General features: G+C 47.0%; 13 protein-coding genes. 7 read left to right on the forward strand and 6 right to left on the reverse strand.

Going from position 1 to position 17193, the window contains the following annotated elements:
• Nucleotides 1-41: 41 nt before the first annotated feature.
• The 5 genes from FS373_RS03185 to FS373_RS03205 all read left to right on the forward strand — a co-directional run bounded on the left by FS373_RS03185 (nucleotide 42) and on the right by FS373_RS03205 (nucleotide 6648).
• Entirely contained in the window at nucleotides 42-557 is a 516-nt protein-coding gene (locus FS373_RS03185) for a DUF1097 domain-containing protein (RefSeq protein ID WP_144047143.1), read from the forward strand.
• Nucleotides 558-618: 61 nt separating this feature from the next.
• Nucleotides 619-2067 (forward strand): methyl-accepting chemotaxis protein, encoded by a 1449-nt coding sequence (locus FS373_RS03190; RefSeq protein ID WP_152829021.1) that lies wholly within the window; start codon nucleotides 619-621, stop codon nucleotides 2065-2067.
• A gap of 312 nt (nucleotides 2068-2379) precedes the next feature.
• Complete coding sequence (locus FS373_RS03195) at nucleotides 2380-3018, forward strand: hypothetical protein (RefSeq protein ID WP_144047142.1); 639 nt, start codon at nucleotides 2380-2382, stop codon at nucleotides 3016-3018.
• Entirely contained in the window at nucleotides 3018-5354 is a 2337-nt protein-coding gene (locus tag FS373_RS03200; protein WP_144047141.1) for an EAL domain-containing protein, read from the forward strand. Before FS373_RS03195 ends, FS373_RS03200 begins: the two co-directional genes overlap by 1 nt.
• 67 nt (nucleotides 5355-5421) lie before the next feature.
• Entirely contained in the window at nucleotides 5422-6648 is a 1227-nt protein-coding gene (locus tag FS373_RS03205; protein WP_152829022.1) for a hypothetical protein, read from the forward strand.
• Nucleotides 6649-6706: 58 nt separating this feature from the next.
• Here FS373_RS03205 and FS373_RS03210 read toward each other — a convergent pair whose 3' ends face one another.
• Nucleotides 6707-8725: an NADPH-dependent 2,4-dienoyl-CoA reductase gene (locus FS373_RS03210; protein ID WP_152829023.1), complete on the reverse strand. Its 2019-nt coding sequence runs from the start codon at nucleotides 8723-8725 to the stop codon at nucleotides 6707-6709.
• Between the two features lie 128 nt (nucleotides 8726-8853).
• On the opposite strand from FS373_RS03210, the gene FS373_RS03215 reads away from it, so the two are divergent.
• A complete protein-coding gene (locus FS373_RS03215; RefSeq protein WP_144047138.1) occupies nucleotides 8854-9945 on the forward strand; it encodes an AraC family transcriptional regulator in 1092 nt (363 codons plus the stop codon).
• Between the two features lie 30 nt (nucleotides 9946-9975).
• On the opposite strand, the gene FS373_RS03220 is transcribed toward FS373_RS03215, so the two are convergent.
• The 5 genes from FS373_RS03220 to FS373_RS03240 all read right to left on the reverse strand — a co-directional run bounded on the left by FS373_RS03220 (nucleotide 9976) and on the right by FS373_RS03240 (nucleotide 14527).
• Nucleotides 9976-11706, reverse strand: a complete 1731-nt coding sequence (locus FS373_RS03220) for an AMP-binding protein (protein ID WP_152829024.1) — start codon at nucleotides 11704-11706, stop codon at nucleotides 9976-9978.
• A gap of 341 nt (nucleotides 11707-12047) precedes the next feature.
• Nucleotides 12048-12854: an exodeoxyribonuclease III gene (xthA, locus tag FS373_RS03225; protein ID WP_144047136.1), complete on the reverse strand. Its 807-nt coding sequence runs from the start codon at nucleotides 12852-12854 to the stop codon at nucleotides 12048-12050.
• A 28-nt stretch (nucleotides 12855-12882) separates the two neighbouring features.
• Nucleotides 12883-13182, reverse strand: a complete 300-nt coding sequence (locus FS373_RS03230; protein WP_013052083.1) for a YciI family protein — start codon at nucleotides 13180-13182, stop codon at nucleotides 12883-12885.
• A gap of 72 nt (nucleotides 13183-13254) precedes the next feature.
• Nucleotides 13255-13806, reverse strand: a complete 552-nt coding sequence (locus FS373_RS03235) for a septation protein A (RefSeq protein WP_144047135.1) — start codon at nucleotides 13804-13806, stop codon at nucleotides 13255-13257.
• A gap of 355 nt (nucleotides 13807-14161) precedes the next feature.
• Nucleotides 14162-14527 carry a hypothetical protein gene (locus FS373_RS03240; protein WP_144047134.1) on the reverse strand — a complete coding sequence of 122 codons (366 nt, stop codon included), beginning with the start codon at nucleotides 14525-14527 and terminating at the stop codon, nucleotides 14162-14164.
• A gap of 255 nt (nucleotides 14528-14782) precedes the next feature.
• Between FS373_RS03240 and FS373_RS03245 the strand changes: the two genes are divergently transcribed.
• Entirely contained in the window at nucleotides 14783-16852 is a 2070-nt protein-coding gene (locus tag FS373_RS03245; RefSeq protein WP_144047133.1) for an alpha/beta hydrolase family protein, read from the forward strand.
• Nucleotides 16853-17193: the final 341 nt, after the last annotated feature.

The raw sequence follows: 17193 nt of genomic DNA on the forward strand, positions 1-17193 counted from the left end.
ATAAGAATTGGCCTTCTTCCTATGTAATGAGGGGTCAATACATGGAAAATCGTTGGCAAGTCGCCATTTCGGCGGGTCTACTTGCGGCTGTTTGGGCCGGCGTCGCCGATTCATTCAGTCTAGTCACTTGGATAGGCTTTCTAGCCTGTAGTACCTATTTCGCTCAACCTAAACCAGGTTTTCAAGGCGTACTCATGAGTTGGGCAACTAACCTGTCGGGTGTGTTTTGGGCCTGGATCGTGATCAGCGGCAGTGGTTATTTTGAGTCGGCTTTTGTGGGGTATTTACTCACAGGTATCGTCACATCTGGCATGTGTCTTCAAGCAAGCTATCATAAACTCGCCTTCATTCCCGGCGCCTTTATCGGTTGCTGTATTACTTTCGCTATGGTTGGTGATATTTCCAATATTTTGCCAGCATTAATACTGGGCGCACTGCTTGGTTACTCCATGGTCTTATTAACCGGACAACTTGTTAGTCTGACTCAGAGATGGCGCGCGTTTATGGGGACATCAACTGCAAATAAAGTCACCGCTCAAACGACCACTAACGATTAACAGCATTAGATATGGTCGCCTATAAAGAGTGATTATCCGAACTAGGACCTAGGTAAAAAACATGAAACAAATTGAATTTAGAAAGATTGACGCCTTGATGATCAAGCTGAGCCTGAACGGTAAGTTTTGGCTGGTTTGTTCTTTGGTAGCACTGATCACTGCCAGTATTGCTCTGGTTAATTTGAATGATGCAAGAGAGCACGCTGTGCAGGCGAGTCAAGCCAAGGCGCAAGCTATGGTGGATACCTTTGCGGCTGTGGCCAATTCACAGGGCATTAAAGGTAATGAGCTGAGTCAATTTGCCACAGAGCAAGGTCTGCAAGTGGTAAGCCGTGTGAACTCATCTCGCCGGGGGGATAATGTCACAGTCACCTCAGCCGTTGGCAATCAGTATCTGCAGCTCAACACTCATGTGGCCGACTGGGAAGCCGAATCTCAGAGTGATGCTAACTTCATGTTCTGGATCGCTCTAGCGGGTCTACTGCCCCTGTTCCAGTTGAGTTACTGGACCTCCACTTCCTTAGGCGGTGGCTTGTGGGATATGTATATCGCGATTAAACGTTTGGCCGATGGCGATCTAACTCAAAGGCTTAATTTCTTCGGTAAAGATGATTTCAGTATAATCGCCACCGAGATAGATCGCAGCGCAGATAATATGAGTGAGATGGTCACTGCGATTGGCAGAAATGCCGCGACTCTGGCTCAAGCTGCCGATGAATTTAATCAGCAAGCAAAACAGAGTGATGAGTTAATAGGTTTCCAGCATCAGTTTTTAGATACTGTGGCTGTGGCCATGGATCAGATGACCGCCGCTATCGAAGAGGTATCAAGTAATGCTGCCAATACTTCTGAGCAGACTAAGGCTAATTCACATCAAGCACAAGAGAGTAAACTGCGGATCACAAATGCGGTTGAGCGTATCTCTGGGCTGGTGGCTAAGATTGGCTCTGCATCAGACTCGGTCTCTCAGTTGTCGCATAATGCCTCTGAGATTGGCGCGGTAGTGACCACCATTAATAGTATATCTGAGCAGACTAATCTACTCGCTCTCAATGCTGCCATTGAGGCTGCCCGTGCAGGTGAACAGGGGCGCGGATTCGCCGTGGTCGCAGATGAGGTGAGAACCCTTGCAGGGCGAACCCAACAGGCCACGGTGGAGATTCAGTCTATGATTGAAGGCTTGCAGTCTGGTTCGACTAAATTGACTCGGGTGACAGAGGAGATAGTCGAACAGGCCGATCAGGGTCGAGGCGCTATCGTCTCAGTGGGGGAAGATGTGGACTCTATGGCGGCATCGACTAATGATGTGTTCGATATGAGTTCACAAATTGCCGCTTCTGCCGAGGAGCAGAGTGTCTCTGCACGCGATATAGCCATGCAACTCAATGATATACGCGAACAGTCGGAAACGATAAAGCAAACAGCGCAGCGTTCGGTGTCATTGGCGGAAGAACTGCGCAACTCATCTACCGAGTTAGAGGGGATTTTGCAGCAGTATCGAACCAGCTAATCTCACCATTGAGCACGAATTTAAAAAGCAAAACCTTGGTTTTGCTTTTTTATTGCCTATTATTTATCTCATAAGCTCGCTATTTCTACATAATCACTATTTGTTAGTGGTATGTGAAATTTATTATTGTTTATTCCGTTCTTTTATAATCGTGGCTCCCCGCGGGCGAAATGAAACCTGGTAGTTTTCTCCTGTTAGCGTTTTTTGGTGATGACTAATTCTGTGATGACTAATTCTGTGATAAGAAGACTTGAGGTAGATGTGAAAAATAGAGGGATAGCATTATTATGCGGGCTGCTTTTAAGCCTGTCGATGACGGTAAGTTTTGCTGTGAGTGCAGAAACAATCAAGCTGGTAAATTCGGCCGGTGAGGCGATGAAAAATATGGTGGTCTATCTGCAACCGAAACTCCTTGTTGGGTCTCAGTCAGAACTTGCTGGGGAGAGTGTTGATAACATGGCTGCGCCGCTAGAAGTCCATCAGAGAAATAAGCAATTTACCCCTTATATTACAGTGGTGCAAAAAGGCTATGAGTTGCAATTTGTCAACGATGACGATATCACTCACCACATCTATTCCGCGGCGGGGCCCAAGCGCTTCTCCTTTAAGTTACGCAAAGATAACGCCACTAAAAGCATGGTGTTTGATCGGGTAGGCCATGTCTCCATGGGATGTAATGTTCATGATTGGATGAGTGGCCATCTGCTGGTGGTTGACACGCCTTACTTTGGTTTAACCGATGAGAAGGGACGGGTTAGCTTCGCCAATACACCTGATGCCGATTATACTTTAGTGATCTGGCACCCTCAGCTATCAAGTCAAGACAACAGCTTGTCACAGGGGGTGACTCTGCCGCTGACACAGGCGTTAACCATCACAGTTTCAGCCCTTATGGGGGATATTCCGTCCCAGAAGAGCCTGGATGACTTTGAGTTTTTGGAAGGTTATTGATGTTCGGTCTATTCAATCGAATACAGACGCGCATATTTGCCTTCTTCGTGATCTTATTGGTCGCGGTACAGGCTATCTCATTCTCCATCACTTTTTACGCCAATAAACGCTTGGAGCAAGAGCAGTTAAAAAATCAACGCTCGGTGGCCGAATTGGTGTTTAAGTCCGAGTACAACGACCGAAATTATTACCTCTCGGCCTTCGCGGAAACTGCGGCCAAAGACTTCGGCCTCAAAGATATCTTTATCGATGGCGACAGACGCAGCTTCCTGGTGGCATTGAATAATCACAGGAAGCGTATCAATGCGGATATTGCTATCGCCGTGGACAAGGAAGGTGAAATTATCGGTGAGCTGATGCTCAACACTAAAGGGATGGAGAAGGGAAAGGTGAGAGTCGGACCCGAGCAAGGCGAGGTATTTCGCTATCAGTTGGGCAGTGAATTTCAGGGAGCCAATCCTTTTTATCCCCTGGAAGATAACATATATCAGATTAAATTCGCCCCGTTAACCAGTGGGGCCAACAATGTCATCGGTTGGGTGGGGTTTGGCTTCATCATTGGCGATGAATTAGCGCGTTCACTACATATGAAAACCGGACTCAATGCCGGTTTTATGGTGACATCTTCGGGGCAAACAAATCAGTTAATCAGCTTGTCAGCCGAACGGTTAAATACCTATGATTATCGGGCCGTGTCTGATTATATTCGAGATGGTCAACTGAATGACGAATATGTGTTGTGGCATCAAGCACTCGGAGAGGTAAACGAAAAACAGCTGCATGCTTTCATGTATCTGACCCGTTATGACGTGCTCGAGTCATTTCAGAAACAATGGCTACAGCAACTTGGCTTAATCGTCTTGATGTTACCCATCTCCTTGTTGCTGGCGTTCGTCATATCCAGTGGTGTGACTAAACCGATTAAATTATTGATTGAGCAGGCGAGATATATTGCCAAGGGTAATTACAACTCTAAGGTGCAGGTGGGCAATAGCATAGAGATGCAAGAGCTAGCCGAAGAGTTTACTGTGATGCAGCGGGCGATTCTCAGCCGGGAAAGCAAGATTGCCTTTCAGGCCTACCACGATCCATTGACTAACTTAGCCAACAAGAACGAGCTAGAACGTGTGACTCAGCCCTGGTTTGACGCTAAATCGGCCGTGGCTATCTGTTTGATCAACATTAAGCGCATGACCGAGGTGAATGGCACCTTAGGACATGTGGTGGGAGATGAGGTGATAAAAGAGATAGGGCGACGCTTGTCTTCTATCGATGATATCAGCCTAGTGTGTCGTATGAGCGGCGATGAATTCGTATTAGCCTTTAAAGACACTTTTCCTAAGGCTCTGCGTAGCTTACTGGCTAAGGTGCAGAAAAATATCGAAGCCGAATATCGCTATCAAGACATCTCCTTGCATCTACAGTTGACCATCGGCGTGAGCTTTGTTCATTATCCCAGTGATTTAGAAACCTTGCTCCGTCAAGCCGATACGGCGATGCAACATGCTAAGAAGAATAAGCTGGAGCAACAGATCTATAATCAACAAATAGATGTGAACACCTTAGAGCGATTGCAGCTGATCAACGAACTCAAATCTGCCATACAGCACGGGGAATTGGTGCTGTTTTACCAGCCTAAGTTAGATTTAACCTTGAATAAGGTGACCCATGTGGAGGCACTGGTGCGTTGGCAGCATCCCGACAGGGGAATGATCCCTCCCGATGAGTTTATTCCTATTGCCGAGCAGATGGGGCAGATGAACGCGTTAACCCGTTGGGTGATGAATGAAGCTATCGATCAATATCTGAGTTGGAAAGCCCAAGGTATAGATTTAGGCATAGCGATAAACATCTCGGCGGAGAACTTAAAAGATGCCAATTTTTGTCAATATGTGCTGGATGTTATCTCAGATAGAAATGTGCCAATAGAAGCGTTAACCTTAGAGATCACCGAAGATGCCGTGGTGTCCGATCCTGAGAATGCCATCAAGCAACTCAAGGTGCTGAAAAAGTATGGTTTGAAGTTATCTATCGATGATTATGGCACGGGTTACTCGTCTCTGGCTCAGCTTAAGCAGTTACCCGTGGATGAGTTAAAGATAGACAAGTCATTTGTGCAAAACCTGATGGTTAACTTAGATGACCAAATCATAGTGAACTCGACCTTACAGTTGGCCCACAGCTTAGGTTTACGTGTCGTCGCCGAAGGCATTGAAGATGAGGGCGCGCTGAAATGGCTCGCCGAGAGAGGTTGTGAAATGGGGCAAGGCTATTATCTCTCTAAGCCAGCCGATGCCGACACCTTAGTCGCTTGGTTGGCAAAGTCAGGTTACTGATCTATTTCCCTGTCGCTAATTAGGGATCGTGTACCAATCGAGAACAAGATAGAACAGAGGAGCATGGATGAAATATTGGGTATGGATACTGGGTTTGTACTCGTCAGTGGGACTCGCTGCCGAGCAGAGTATCTCTGGCATCATAGATGTCAGGGCCAGCTATACCGACGGCATCACCTCCTATGTCGATGGTGGGCTTGGCAAATTTAGATTCAACCCGGACGGCCAACTCTCTCTGGCTCAAATGGGTCTGAGTTATAATATCGATTGGGATAGTCCGCTCTCTGCCCATGTGGTGGCTAATGCCTATTGGGATGGGGTGCGGGATAATATCGGTATTACCGAGGCCTATTTGAAATACAAGGGTCTGCCCTGGGACAATGGATTACGTTTGAGTGGTAAACTGGGGTTCTTGTATCCTGAGATCTCCATGGAAAATATCGCTACCGCCTGGTCTTCTCCCTACACCTTAACTTATTCAGGGATCAACAGCTGGTTAGGTGAAGAGGTGCGCCATATTGGCGCTCAGATGAGTTTGGATTATCTGGGCAAGTTTCATGATTCCCGCCATGACTTTACATTTTCCGCCGAGTTGTTTCAAAATAACGATACCACAGGGGCCATGTTGGCCTGGCACGGCTGGACCAATAGTTCACGTCAGACGCTTGCTCAGGAAAAACTGCCCTTGAGCGAGCTTCCTAGCCTGGACGGCGGCTCATTGAGCTCTCAGGCAAAAGAGTCTGATCCTTTCTTAGAGCTCGATGATCGTATCGGCTACCATGTGAAAACCCAGTGGCGCATGCAGGGGCTGGGGCGACTCGAAGTGGGCTATTACGATAATGATGCCGATACGCGAATAGTGAAAGAGGGTCAATATGCCTGGTTGACTCAGTTTGTGCATATCGGCACTAAGTGGCGTCTGCCCTATAACATAGAGCTGATCGCTCAATACATGAAAGGGAATACCTTGATGCAGTCTCCCTATGGCATGGACATAGTCGATAATGGCTTCGATTCGGCATTTATCTTGTTTAGCCATAGATGGCAGAAACACAGGTTATCGGCTCGATTCGAAGATTTTAGTGTCACAGATAATGACCTTACACTCGATGACGATAACAGCGAGGAGGGTCAAGGGATGACAGTCTCCTATAGCTATCAATTCAGTAAAGGTTGGTTTATGCAAATGGAATATAACCGCATCGACTCAGAGCGAGCCGCTAGGGCCGAACAAGGTTACTCTAAGGACTTAGTCGAGCAGCAGTGGCAGCTGGCGAGCCGCTATTATTTTTAAAGAAGGTGCTAGTTCCTAGGAACTAGCACCTCAATCCTCCAGCACTCATACTTGGCAATTAAAGAGCTGCAGCAACCTCGGTGCCTTGCTTAATCGCCCGTTTCGCGTCTAGCTCTGAGGCGATATCTGCGCCGCCAATCAGGGTGACGTTCACCTTGTGTGCCTCAAGCTTAGTCTGCAGCGCCCTATGTGAGTCTTGTCCGGCGCAGATGATGATGTTATCCACCTCGAGCAGTTGCTCTTCACCATCGACAGAGATATGAAGTCCCGCATGATCAATCTTGTTGTACTGCACACCTTTGAGCATCTTCACGCCCTTGTTTTTCAGCACGGTTCTGTGGATCCAGCCCGTACTCTTACCTAGACCTGCTCCCACTTTCGATGTTTTGCGTTGCAGTAAAAAGATCTCTCGTGGAGAGGGCTCACATTGTGGTTCGATTAAACCACCCGGCGTCGAGCCGCTAAGGTCCACTCCCCACTCTTTCATATAGGCATCTTTATCTAGGCTGGTGGACGGCCCTTGATGTGAGAGGTATTCACCCACATCGAATCCTATGCCGCCAGCGCCTACGATGGCCACGCGCTTGCCTACCGGTTTTTTATCTCTTAGTACATCTAAGTAGTTCAGTACCTTGTTGCTAGTAATTCCTGGAATGTCTAATTGTCGAGGGATGATACCGGTTGCCAGTAATACTTCATTGAATCCAATCAAGTCCTCTTCGCGGGCTCTGGTATTGAGCCTGACATTGACGCCGGTGAGCTCGAGTTGTTTCTTAAAGTACCTGATGGTTTCGCTGAACTCCTCTTTACCCGGTACTTGCATGGCAATATTGAACTGACCGCCAATCTTGTCGTCGGCCTCGAACAGGGTGACATTGTGCCCACGTCTTGCTGCGGTCGTTGCCGCGGCGAGACCCGCGGGTCCTGCGCCAACCACGGCGATTTCCTTGCTTTGCTTGGTGGGCTTTATAATCAGTTCGGTCTCATGGCAGGCCTGGGGGTTCACCAGACAAGACACGAGTTTCATCTGGAAAATATGATCTAAACAGGCCTGATTACAACCGATACAGGTGTTGATCTCATCGGATTTTCCCGCTTGAGCCTTGGCCATGAAGTTAGGATCGGCAAGCATAGGCCGGGCCATGGAGATTATGTCGGCATTACCCCCGGCGAGGATCTCTTCGGCGACTTCCGGGGTATTGATGCGGTTGGTGGTACAAAGCGGAATGCTCACCTCTTTCTTCATGCGTTTGGTGAGTTCGACGAAGGCGCCTCTCGGGACGCTGGTGGCTATGGTGGGAACGCGGGCTTCATGCCAGCCAACACCTGTGTTGATAATCGTCGCGCCAACCTTTTCGATGCCCTTAGCTAGCTTGACTACCTCTTGCCAGGTACTGCCGCCTTCGACTAGGTCGAGCATGGAGAGCCTGAAGATGATGATAAACGCTTCACCGACCGCTTCACGGGTTCTGCGAACTATCTCAAGGGCTAATCGGGTGCGGTTTTCATAGCTGCCACCCCAACGGTCGGTTCTGTGATTGGTGCGCTTACAGATGAATTGATTGATGAAGTAACCTTCAGAACCCATGATCTCGACGCCATCATAACCGGCTTTCTGTGAGTTAAGCGCGCAGTTGACGAAGTCCTGGATCTGCTTTTCTATGCCTGCTTCATCTAGTTCTCTGGGAACAAATTGGTTGATTGGTGCCTGCAAGGGTGAGCAACTCACCAGCTTTGGATGATAGGCGTAACGTCCGGTATGCAAAATTTGCAAACAGATCACGCCATCTTCTTTATGCACGGCTCGGGTGATTAACTTGTGCTTTTCGATATCTTCATCTGTGGCGATCATGGTGGCATTGGGCATGCCGCCGCCTTCGATATTGGGGGCAAAACCACCGGTGACTATCATACCAATGCCGCCAGCGGCCCGCGCGGCGTAGTAGGTTGCCATGCGTTCGAATCCGTTGGGGGCTTCTTCTAAGTTAGTGTGCATCGAGCCCATCAAGCTGCGATTCTTAATTGTACGAAAACCTAAATCTAGTGGTGCCATTAAATGTGGATAGGAGTTGCTCATCTCTCTTCCCTTTTATTATTTATTCTTGGTTAAAGATAGAGCGAATGATAGGATTGGCCAATGACTAAAGATTACAAATTAATGACTGTTGTTTGCATTATGAAAGGTTTTTTACATGGTGAACGAGTATGAAGCTAGGTGACATTTCGGTTTCTTATATTGAGATCATGCTCAAGGCGATGGAGCACCTTAAGGTTGAGTGCGATGAAATATTGGATAAATATTCTATTGATTCAATCTCTTTAGCATCTCCCGATGCCAGGGTGAGTATTCCTAAATTTATGCGTCTGGGTCATGACTGTATACAAGCCTGTGAATTACCTTGGCTTGGGCTGGTTATGGGAGAGGTCACCACGGCGACCAATTTAGGGATTGCAGGCTTATTGGCGCTTAGCGCCCAAGATCTCAGGCAAGCCTGCCATCAGATAGCCACCTTTGAGCTCCTCAATAAATATAACTCCAGAGGTCAATCGCAATTTTTTGTGAGTCAGGCGTTTGGCATGGAGCAGGATAAGTATCTGGCGCTGAGTCGAGAGTATGGTGTTGCGCAAGGCCAAGGGGTGTTGATGTTTTATTCCATCAAGCCCTATAACGATTATAACTATTTCGTGGTCGATTCCGTCTTGTCTGGTTGGTGCCAGATAATTCAAGATTTGAGCGGCAGAGAGGATGGGATTGAGAAAGTCTGCTTCGAGTTTCCTGCTCCGGTTTATGCAGACAAATACCATGAGCTGTTTAATTGTCCGGTACTGTTTGAACAAGCGAGCAACTATATCGTTATCAAAGCCGAAGCATTAGCTTGGTCTTGTATCAATCGAAGTGCGCCAACTTTTGAGTTACTCAGAAGAGGCGCAGATGAAGAGCTGGAAAAAGTGCGTTTGGGATTGAGTTTTCATGAGAAGGTCAGCCGTGTCATTGGCCCTCTGCTAGACGGGAGTACACCGACACTGGAACAAGTCTCGGAGCAGCTGAACATGGCTCCCTGGACCGTCAGGCGCAAACTGGTGGAGGAGGGCGGCAGCTTTCAACAAACCTTGAATGATACTCGCCGTACCTTAGCCATAAGTTATGTACAGGATACGGCGTTAACCTTAGGTGAAATCGCTTACCTGCTAGGTTTTGGCTCACCTACTGCTTTTCAGCGAGCCTTTAAACGTTGGACGGGCGAAGCGCCTGGGCGCTTCAGAACGGCAAATATAAGTCCAAATAAAGAGAAATAGAAGATAGATACGGCTATAGAAACAGACACCCTAAGCGCTCTGTTTGCTCGCTTCCTCTGTTGTTCTATTGTCATCTTTTAGTTTGCGCCGAAGAATTTTTCCCACAGGCGACATGGGCAGTTCACTCCTGAATTCAAATTGACGAGGGATTTTATAACCAGTGAGCTTGTTCTTGCAGAACGCTCTGATCTCTTCTCCTGTCAGTGAGGCATTGTCTTGTATGACAACATAGAGCTTAACCGCCTCACCGGTTTTAGTATCTTCAACACCGATAGCGGCGCAGTTAACCACATCAGGGTGAGTCGCTACCACGCCTTCTATCTCATTGGGAAAGACGTTAAAGCCAGAAACTATGATCATGTCTTTGACCCGGTCGACTATGCTGACGAAACCATCTTCATCGATAATGGCGATATCACCGGTGAGCAGCCATTGCCCGTCTTGAGTGAATGACTCTCGGGTGGCCTTAGGGCGATTCCAGTAGCCTTTCATCACCTGAGGACCTTTGACGCAGAGCTCACCGCGCTCGCCAATAGGTACTTCTTCGCCGAGAGCATTAATACACTTGAGCGCCGTGTGTTGCAGCGCTTGACCCACGGTGCCTAATCGCTCTAAACCATTAATTGGATTCATACATACGGCGGGTGAACATTCGGTCAGGCCATAAGCCTCGGAGATACCAACGCCGGTGAGCGCTTTCCAGCGCTTGGCGGTATCGTCCATCAGCGCTGTGCCACCGGACAGGGTGAATTTCATTTCACTAAAATCGATTTGTTTGAAACTCGGACTTTCCATCAAGGAAACGAAAAGGGTGTTCAGCCCCATCAGGCCATTTATTTTAAAAGGTTTCATCGCCTTGATGAAGGTTTCGGTATCTCTTGGGTTAGCGATAAGTATGCTGTGCTGACCCAGTCTGAAAAATGCCATTAGATGCACAGTAAAAGAGTAGATATGGTACAGGGGCAAAGGAGCGACCATGATCGCTTGTCCATCATCCAGCATAGGCGCGCCGTGTTCATCATGCTGATGTGTCACTACGCCGGCTTGGAGCATATTTGCGATGATGTTGGTATTAGTGAGCTCGGCGCTCTTGGCGACACCTGTAGTGCCTCCTGTGTACTGTAGGACTATGGTGTCGTCTGGTTTATCGAGATGGGCAGGGGTAAATCCCTTGCCTAAATGCTGTTTCAGGACTTTCCTGAATGATACTGCCTGAGGAAGGTGGTAATTGGGGACCATCTTCTTGATGTGTTTGACGGTGGAGTTGATCAATACGCGTTTCACTGGGGGCAGCATATCGGCAAGGCTGGTGGTGATGATCAATTCGAGACTCGTTTCTGTCTGAATGTTCTCAACCGACTTGGCGAAGATATCCATACACAGAAGGGCTTTTGCGCCTGAATCATTAAACTGATGAATCATCTCAGGTTCGGTATACAAGGGATTGGTATTGACGATACGCAGTCCCGCCCGTAATGCACCAAACACGGCGATGGGGTATTGCAGGGTATTGAGCATCTGAATGGCGATAGCATCACCCGGGACGAGTGATGTTTGGTTTTGCAGGTAATGGGCAAACGCGGCGCTGTAATGGTTAATCTCTTGATAACTGAGAGTGTGCCCCAAACTGGTAAATGCCGGATTATCTGCGTATTTGGTAAAGGCTTCTTCGATGGCTTCAATAGCCGAGCCGTATTGTTCTAAGTCTATGGAATCAGAGATCCCCGGGGCGCGTTTACCATTCCAAAACGATGCTTCCATACTTGCCTCAATGCTTGTTCGCGTTCCTGTTTTCTAGTGAGACTAGTTAACACTTCGCGTATTTTAGTTTTTATTAGCGATTATTTAGCCGCTGCCTCTCGACTATTACTTACTTTTTAGAGAATGATAAGTGAACGATAGTGACTAAAGATGACAAACTAGTATCCCTAGGTTGCAAACTCAGCTATTGCTGAGCAAAAACTCTATTACTGTTCAATTGTTAATGGCGAATGGTGAGATATCAAGTGCGGGTTATGAGGGAACAAAAAGCCCATTGCAGCGTAGACTAGCAATGGGCCTTTAAATTTTATAAGTCGGCTCGTCCAGAGCTACCGATAGAGTTAGCTAAACGAACTCCAGATCGGGGCGTGATCCGATGGTTTCTCTATAGCGCGAAGATCGTAATCCACATCTGATTCGACCAGACGTTCATTGAGTGACTTAGTCGCCAGTACCACATCGATGCGCAGGCCACGGTTATCCAAAAAACCCTTGCTACGGTAATCGAACCAGGAGTAACGCTCAGTGCGATCCGAGTGAAGCTCGCGGAAGGTATCGAGTAATCCCCAATCCATCAGAGTCTTCAGCCATTCACGTTCTTCAGGCTGGAAGCTACACTTACCGGTTCTTAGCCAACGTTTAGCGTTTGGCTCGCCTATGCCTATGTCAAGATCCACTGGTGAGATGTTGATGTCACCTATAATTGCGATATCTTCATCTGGCGTGTGGTGCTCGTTCAGGTAAGTCATCAGGTCTTTATAGAACTGACGCTTGGCCGGATACTTAGTCTCGTGGCTGATGTTGTCACCCTGAGGAAAGTAGCCATTGAGCACAGTCAACGGACGGCCATTTTCTTGGGTGAAGCTTGCCATGATCATACGGCGCTGAGCATCTTCGCTATCCGTTGGGAAGCCTTTCTGCACCTTGACAGGTTCGAGCTTAGATAACATGGCAACGCCGTAATGGGCCTTGCCACCGTGGTAATGTACCTTGTAACCCATGGCTTCGACATCGGCAGCCGGAAACACATCATCGTGTGCCTTGGTCTCCTGCAGACCTATGATATCAGGCTGGTGGGCGTCTATTAACGCCTGAAGTTGATGCAGTCTGGCACGAATACCATTGATATTGAAAGAAACTATTTTCATCTATTCAGAGTCCTTTACTAAACGTATGTTATGGCAGTACGCGCTTAAATGGCTTAACGATCACCTTGTCATATACGCCGGCGGCAATATAAGGATCCACATCGGCCCAGGCTTGAGCATCTTCTAACGATGGGAAATCGGCAACCACCAGTGAACCGGTAAAGCCCGCTTCCCCCGGATTTTCGTTGTCGATAGCTGGATGAGGACCAGCCACTAGCAGACGACCTTCATCGGCCAATTGTTGTAGGCGTGCCAGATGTTCTGGGCGAGCGGCAAGGCGTTTCTCTAAACTGTTTTCAACATCTTGTGATGAGATCATATACCACATGGTTTTAGTTCCTTTTATTAGGCTAGCTAAGCGCCCAGACCTGATGTCTTGTGACTCATTATCAGTGCCGGACTACTTCTTAGTTAACTCTTTCTTATGCTCTTCAGGCATGTGTTTGAATAGATAAAATACGGTAATTACGGTGTTCAATAGGGTAAGCGCGGTTAAGCCAAATACCTTGAAATTAACCCAAGTCTCCTGAGACAAACTGAAGGCCACATAAATATTGATAAGGCCGCAGGCGATGAAGAAGGTGACCCAATACCAAGTGACATGGGCCCAAATTCTGTCTTCGACGATTAATTCTTTGCCTAGCATGCTCTTTAGGATCGGCTTGTTGATGAACTGGCTGACTGCGAGAGCGATAGCAAATAGTGCGTAAACGACGGTTACTTTCCATTTGATGAAAGTGTCATCATGAAACACTAAGGTGAGGGTACCGAAAAAGGTGACCATCACGAAGGTGACCAGATGCATTTTCTCTATCTTCTTGTAGAGGGCATAAGTGACTATCAATTGTAGCGCTGTTGCGGCGATCAAGGCACCACTGGCTACATAGATATCGAAGAACTTATAGACAGCAAAAAAGATGACTAGAGGCAGAAAATCGAGCAGTTGTTTCATAGGAATATTATCAAAATGGCTATTCAAAAATGAGAGCCCGAGTGTAACACGAGCGGCGGGTTAAACAAGTAGCATTGGCGGCTTGGCCTAGCTGGAATAAAGCATAGATGATGTACATGAAATAAGGCTGAAGTCGGTAATATCTATTGCATCTAAGGTGATTTTTAACACCATCAAGCGGTTCCCTGCTTCCTCATTGAGTGGGTGCATTAGGTCTTGATGAAGAGTTAGCCTTAGATGACGCTGTGAAGTGAGTTGCAGCTAGCTATTTGCTGCTAGTCAAAGTGCGCCAACTCTTAGGCAAGTTGGAAAAAGGTATCGATTAAATAATCAGATGACAGCCAAGAGGCTTGAGCTACTCAAATAAAAAACGTTTGAGGTCTGTTATTTTTATCTCTCTTAGTATCATTACAGCAAAATAGACTATATAGCTGCCAATCACCAGGGAGAACATGAGTGATGATGTCTGTTTTTGCTGCAGGTAATAGCCCAACATAGTGCCAAAGTAAGCAAGCATCAATAAGTTAATTTTCGACCCATCCTTAAATACCGGATGTTTGGAGGCGATATCTTTAGTGATACGAACTTGACCAAGCCAGCCAGAGAGTTTGAAGGTTATTTCTCGAATGTCACCACTGCTGTCTTTCCTCGTAGAGTAATTCGTATGGTCAAAGCCATTTTTCTCTTGATACTGCTCAAGCTTTTTTATTATGGTTTCCATTTGTAACATCCTGTCACTACTCATCTCATCCAGCTGAAATTCTGCTGCAAACTGTATTTTTCTCTTTAAGTCTCTCGCTTTTCAGGCTCAATTCATAGTGAAAGTTTATAAGGTTAATGCTCATTGAGGTTTGTTTCCGTTTTACTGTCAATGAATCTATAATGCTGCGCCAATGCAATGCGAGAGCAGCAAAATAACAATAACAATAACAATAACAATAACAACATAATTATTAGATTGGAGTTTTTACAAAATATGAAGAGACAGTTGAATGCAGTTAAACATGCTATTGCTTTATCTCTTGGCCTGTTTAGCTTTACTGCGAGCGCTAGTGATACCTTAACTGCAGAAGAGGTGATCGGCTTACAACAAGTCGCTCAGGCGCAAGTTAGCCCATCGGGTGATAATGTTGCCTTTACCCGTTATGTTCCCCGTGGGCTTTACAAAGAAGAGAATGGCCTGCACTGGGCTGAGCTTTATCTCGTCGATGACAAAGGCGTCGAGCGTCCTTATATCACGGGCCAAGTGACGGTGAATAACATTCAGTGGTCTGCCGATGGTAGCTTGATCTATTTCCTTGCCAAGATGGGCGAAGATAAGCACACCTCGCTGTACCAAATTCCCTTTAACGGTGGTCAGGCGCAAAAGACCTTAGGGCTGAAAGAGACGGATCTTGCTAGCTATGCCTTAAGTAATGACGGTAAGCAGATCGCCATCATTGCCAAGCCTGCTAAAGATAAAAGTGTTAAAGACCTTAAAAAACTCGGTTTTATGGCCGAAGTTTACGAAGAGAATCTTGAGAACAAGCAGCTGTTCGTCATCGATCTGGCGATGAGCGATAAACCACTCACGCCAGTTGCCTGGAACATCGAAGATTACGTCTCGGATGTGCAGTGGTCAGCTAATGACTCGCAGCTGTTAGTGAAAACTCAGCCAACGGCCTTGATCGATGATAAGTACATGAAGTCACAGTGGCATATCGTCAATGTGGCGAGCCAAAAGATGGTTACCTCATTTATTACTCAAGGTAAGTTAGGTGGTGCCGAGTTTTCTCATGATGGTCAGTATGTCGCCATTCTAGGTGCAGAAGATATGCACGACCCAGCTGCTGGCCGACTATATCTTGCGGAAACTAAAACTGGCAAGATCAGTGAGTGGCTGCCAAATCACTTAGGCCATGTGAGTGATTTTGAGTGGAAAAATGATAAAAATGAACTCTATTTTATCACTAATATCGATACCGACTCTGTGCTTGGCTTAATCAAGCCTGGCAGCAATGATTACAAGGTGGTGGTTAAAGCGGGTAAGTTTATCGCTTCACAGCTGAGCATCTCAGATTCTGACAAGACCATTGCACTAAGAGCTAATACGGCACAGCATCCGAACGAAGTCTACATGCTCAGAGGCAGTAAGCTTAAGGCGACGCGCTTGAGTAACTCAAATACCTGGCTCGATGACAAGCGTCTCGGTAAACAAGAATCTATCTCCTTCAAGGCCAAAGATGGCGTCGAGATCGCGGGTGTACTTATCTACCCACTCGACTATAAAAAGGGTCAACGTTATCCGCTTGTCATGTCCGTTCACGGCGGCCCTGAAAGCCATGATAAAGACGGTTGGTTGACTAATTACTCACGTCCTGGTCAGCTGGGTGCGACTCAAGGGTACGCCGTCTTCTATCCGAACTACCGTGGTAGCACAGGTAAGGGGGTCGATTATTCTAAGCTTGGTCAGAATGATTATGCGGGTAAAGAGTTCGATGACTTGGTCGAGTTTAAAGATCACCTTGTCGATATGGGTTTAGTCGATAGCAAAAAGGTCGGTATTACCGGTGGTTCATACGGTGGTTATGCCTCGGCTTGGGCGGCGACTAAACTGACTAAGCATTTCGCTGCCAGCGTGATGTTTGTCGGTGTGACCAACCAGCTATCTAAGTTTGGTACGACCGACATCTCAAACGAGATGCATCTGGTTCATGCACGCTCTTACCCTTGGGATAAGTGGCAGTGGTACCTGGAACGCAGCCCAATCTACTGGGCGGGTCAGTCTGAAACGCCACTGCTTATTATGCATGGTAAGGATGACCCTAGGGTTCACCCGGCTCAGTCCATGGAGCTATACCGCTACATGAAAGTGCAGGGCAAGGTTGTACGTCTGGTGTATTACCCGGGTGAAGGCCATGGTAACCGCAAGGCTGCCGCTCAGTACGATTATCACCTGCGCCTAATGCGTTGGATGGACCATTACCTGAAGAATGACGGTAAAGAGATGCCAGCGAATGAGCTAGATCATAAAGCTAATCTCGAGGCTGTTAAGAAGGACGCTTAATACCATTCCATATAAGTATCTGGTCAGTTCAGAGGCTCTCAGTTTTTTCAATTTAAGGCGCATTGATGAGGAAATGGTTATTCCCTTTTAAGTCAATGCAACACAGAAGTGGAAACACTGAGAGCCTCACGCAGTGCGGGTTTCAAAGCCCTTTATGCTACGTTGAATGTTCTCGATATAGAATAACTATTAGCTTCAAACATTCGCCTTGCCTACAGTGCTTTGAACTCCCGCTGAATGATCAGATACTTACTCGGAATGGTATAATTCAGTCATTTCTTACCGCTAACAAATAAAAACGCCTGAGCATGCTCGGGCGTTTTTATTTGTCGTTATTACAT

It is taken from the genome of Shewanella sp. YLB-07, from assembly GCF_009377275.1.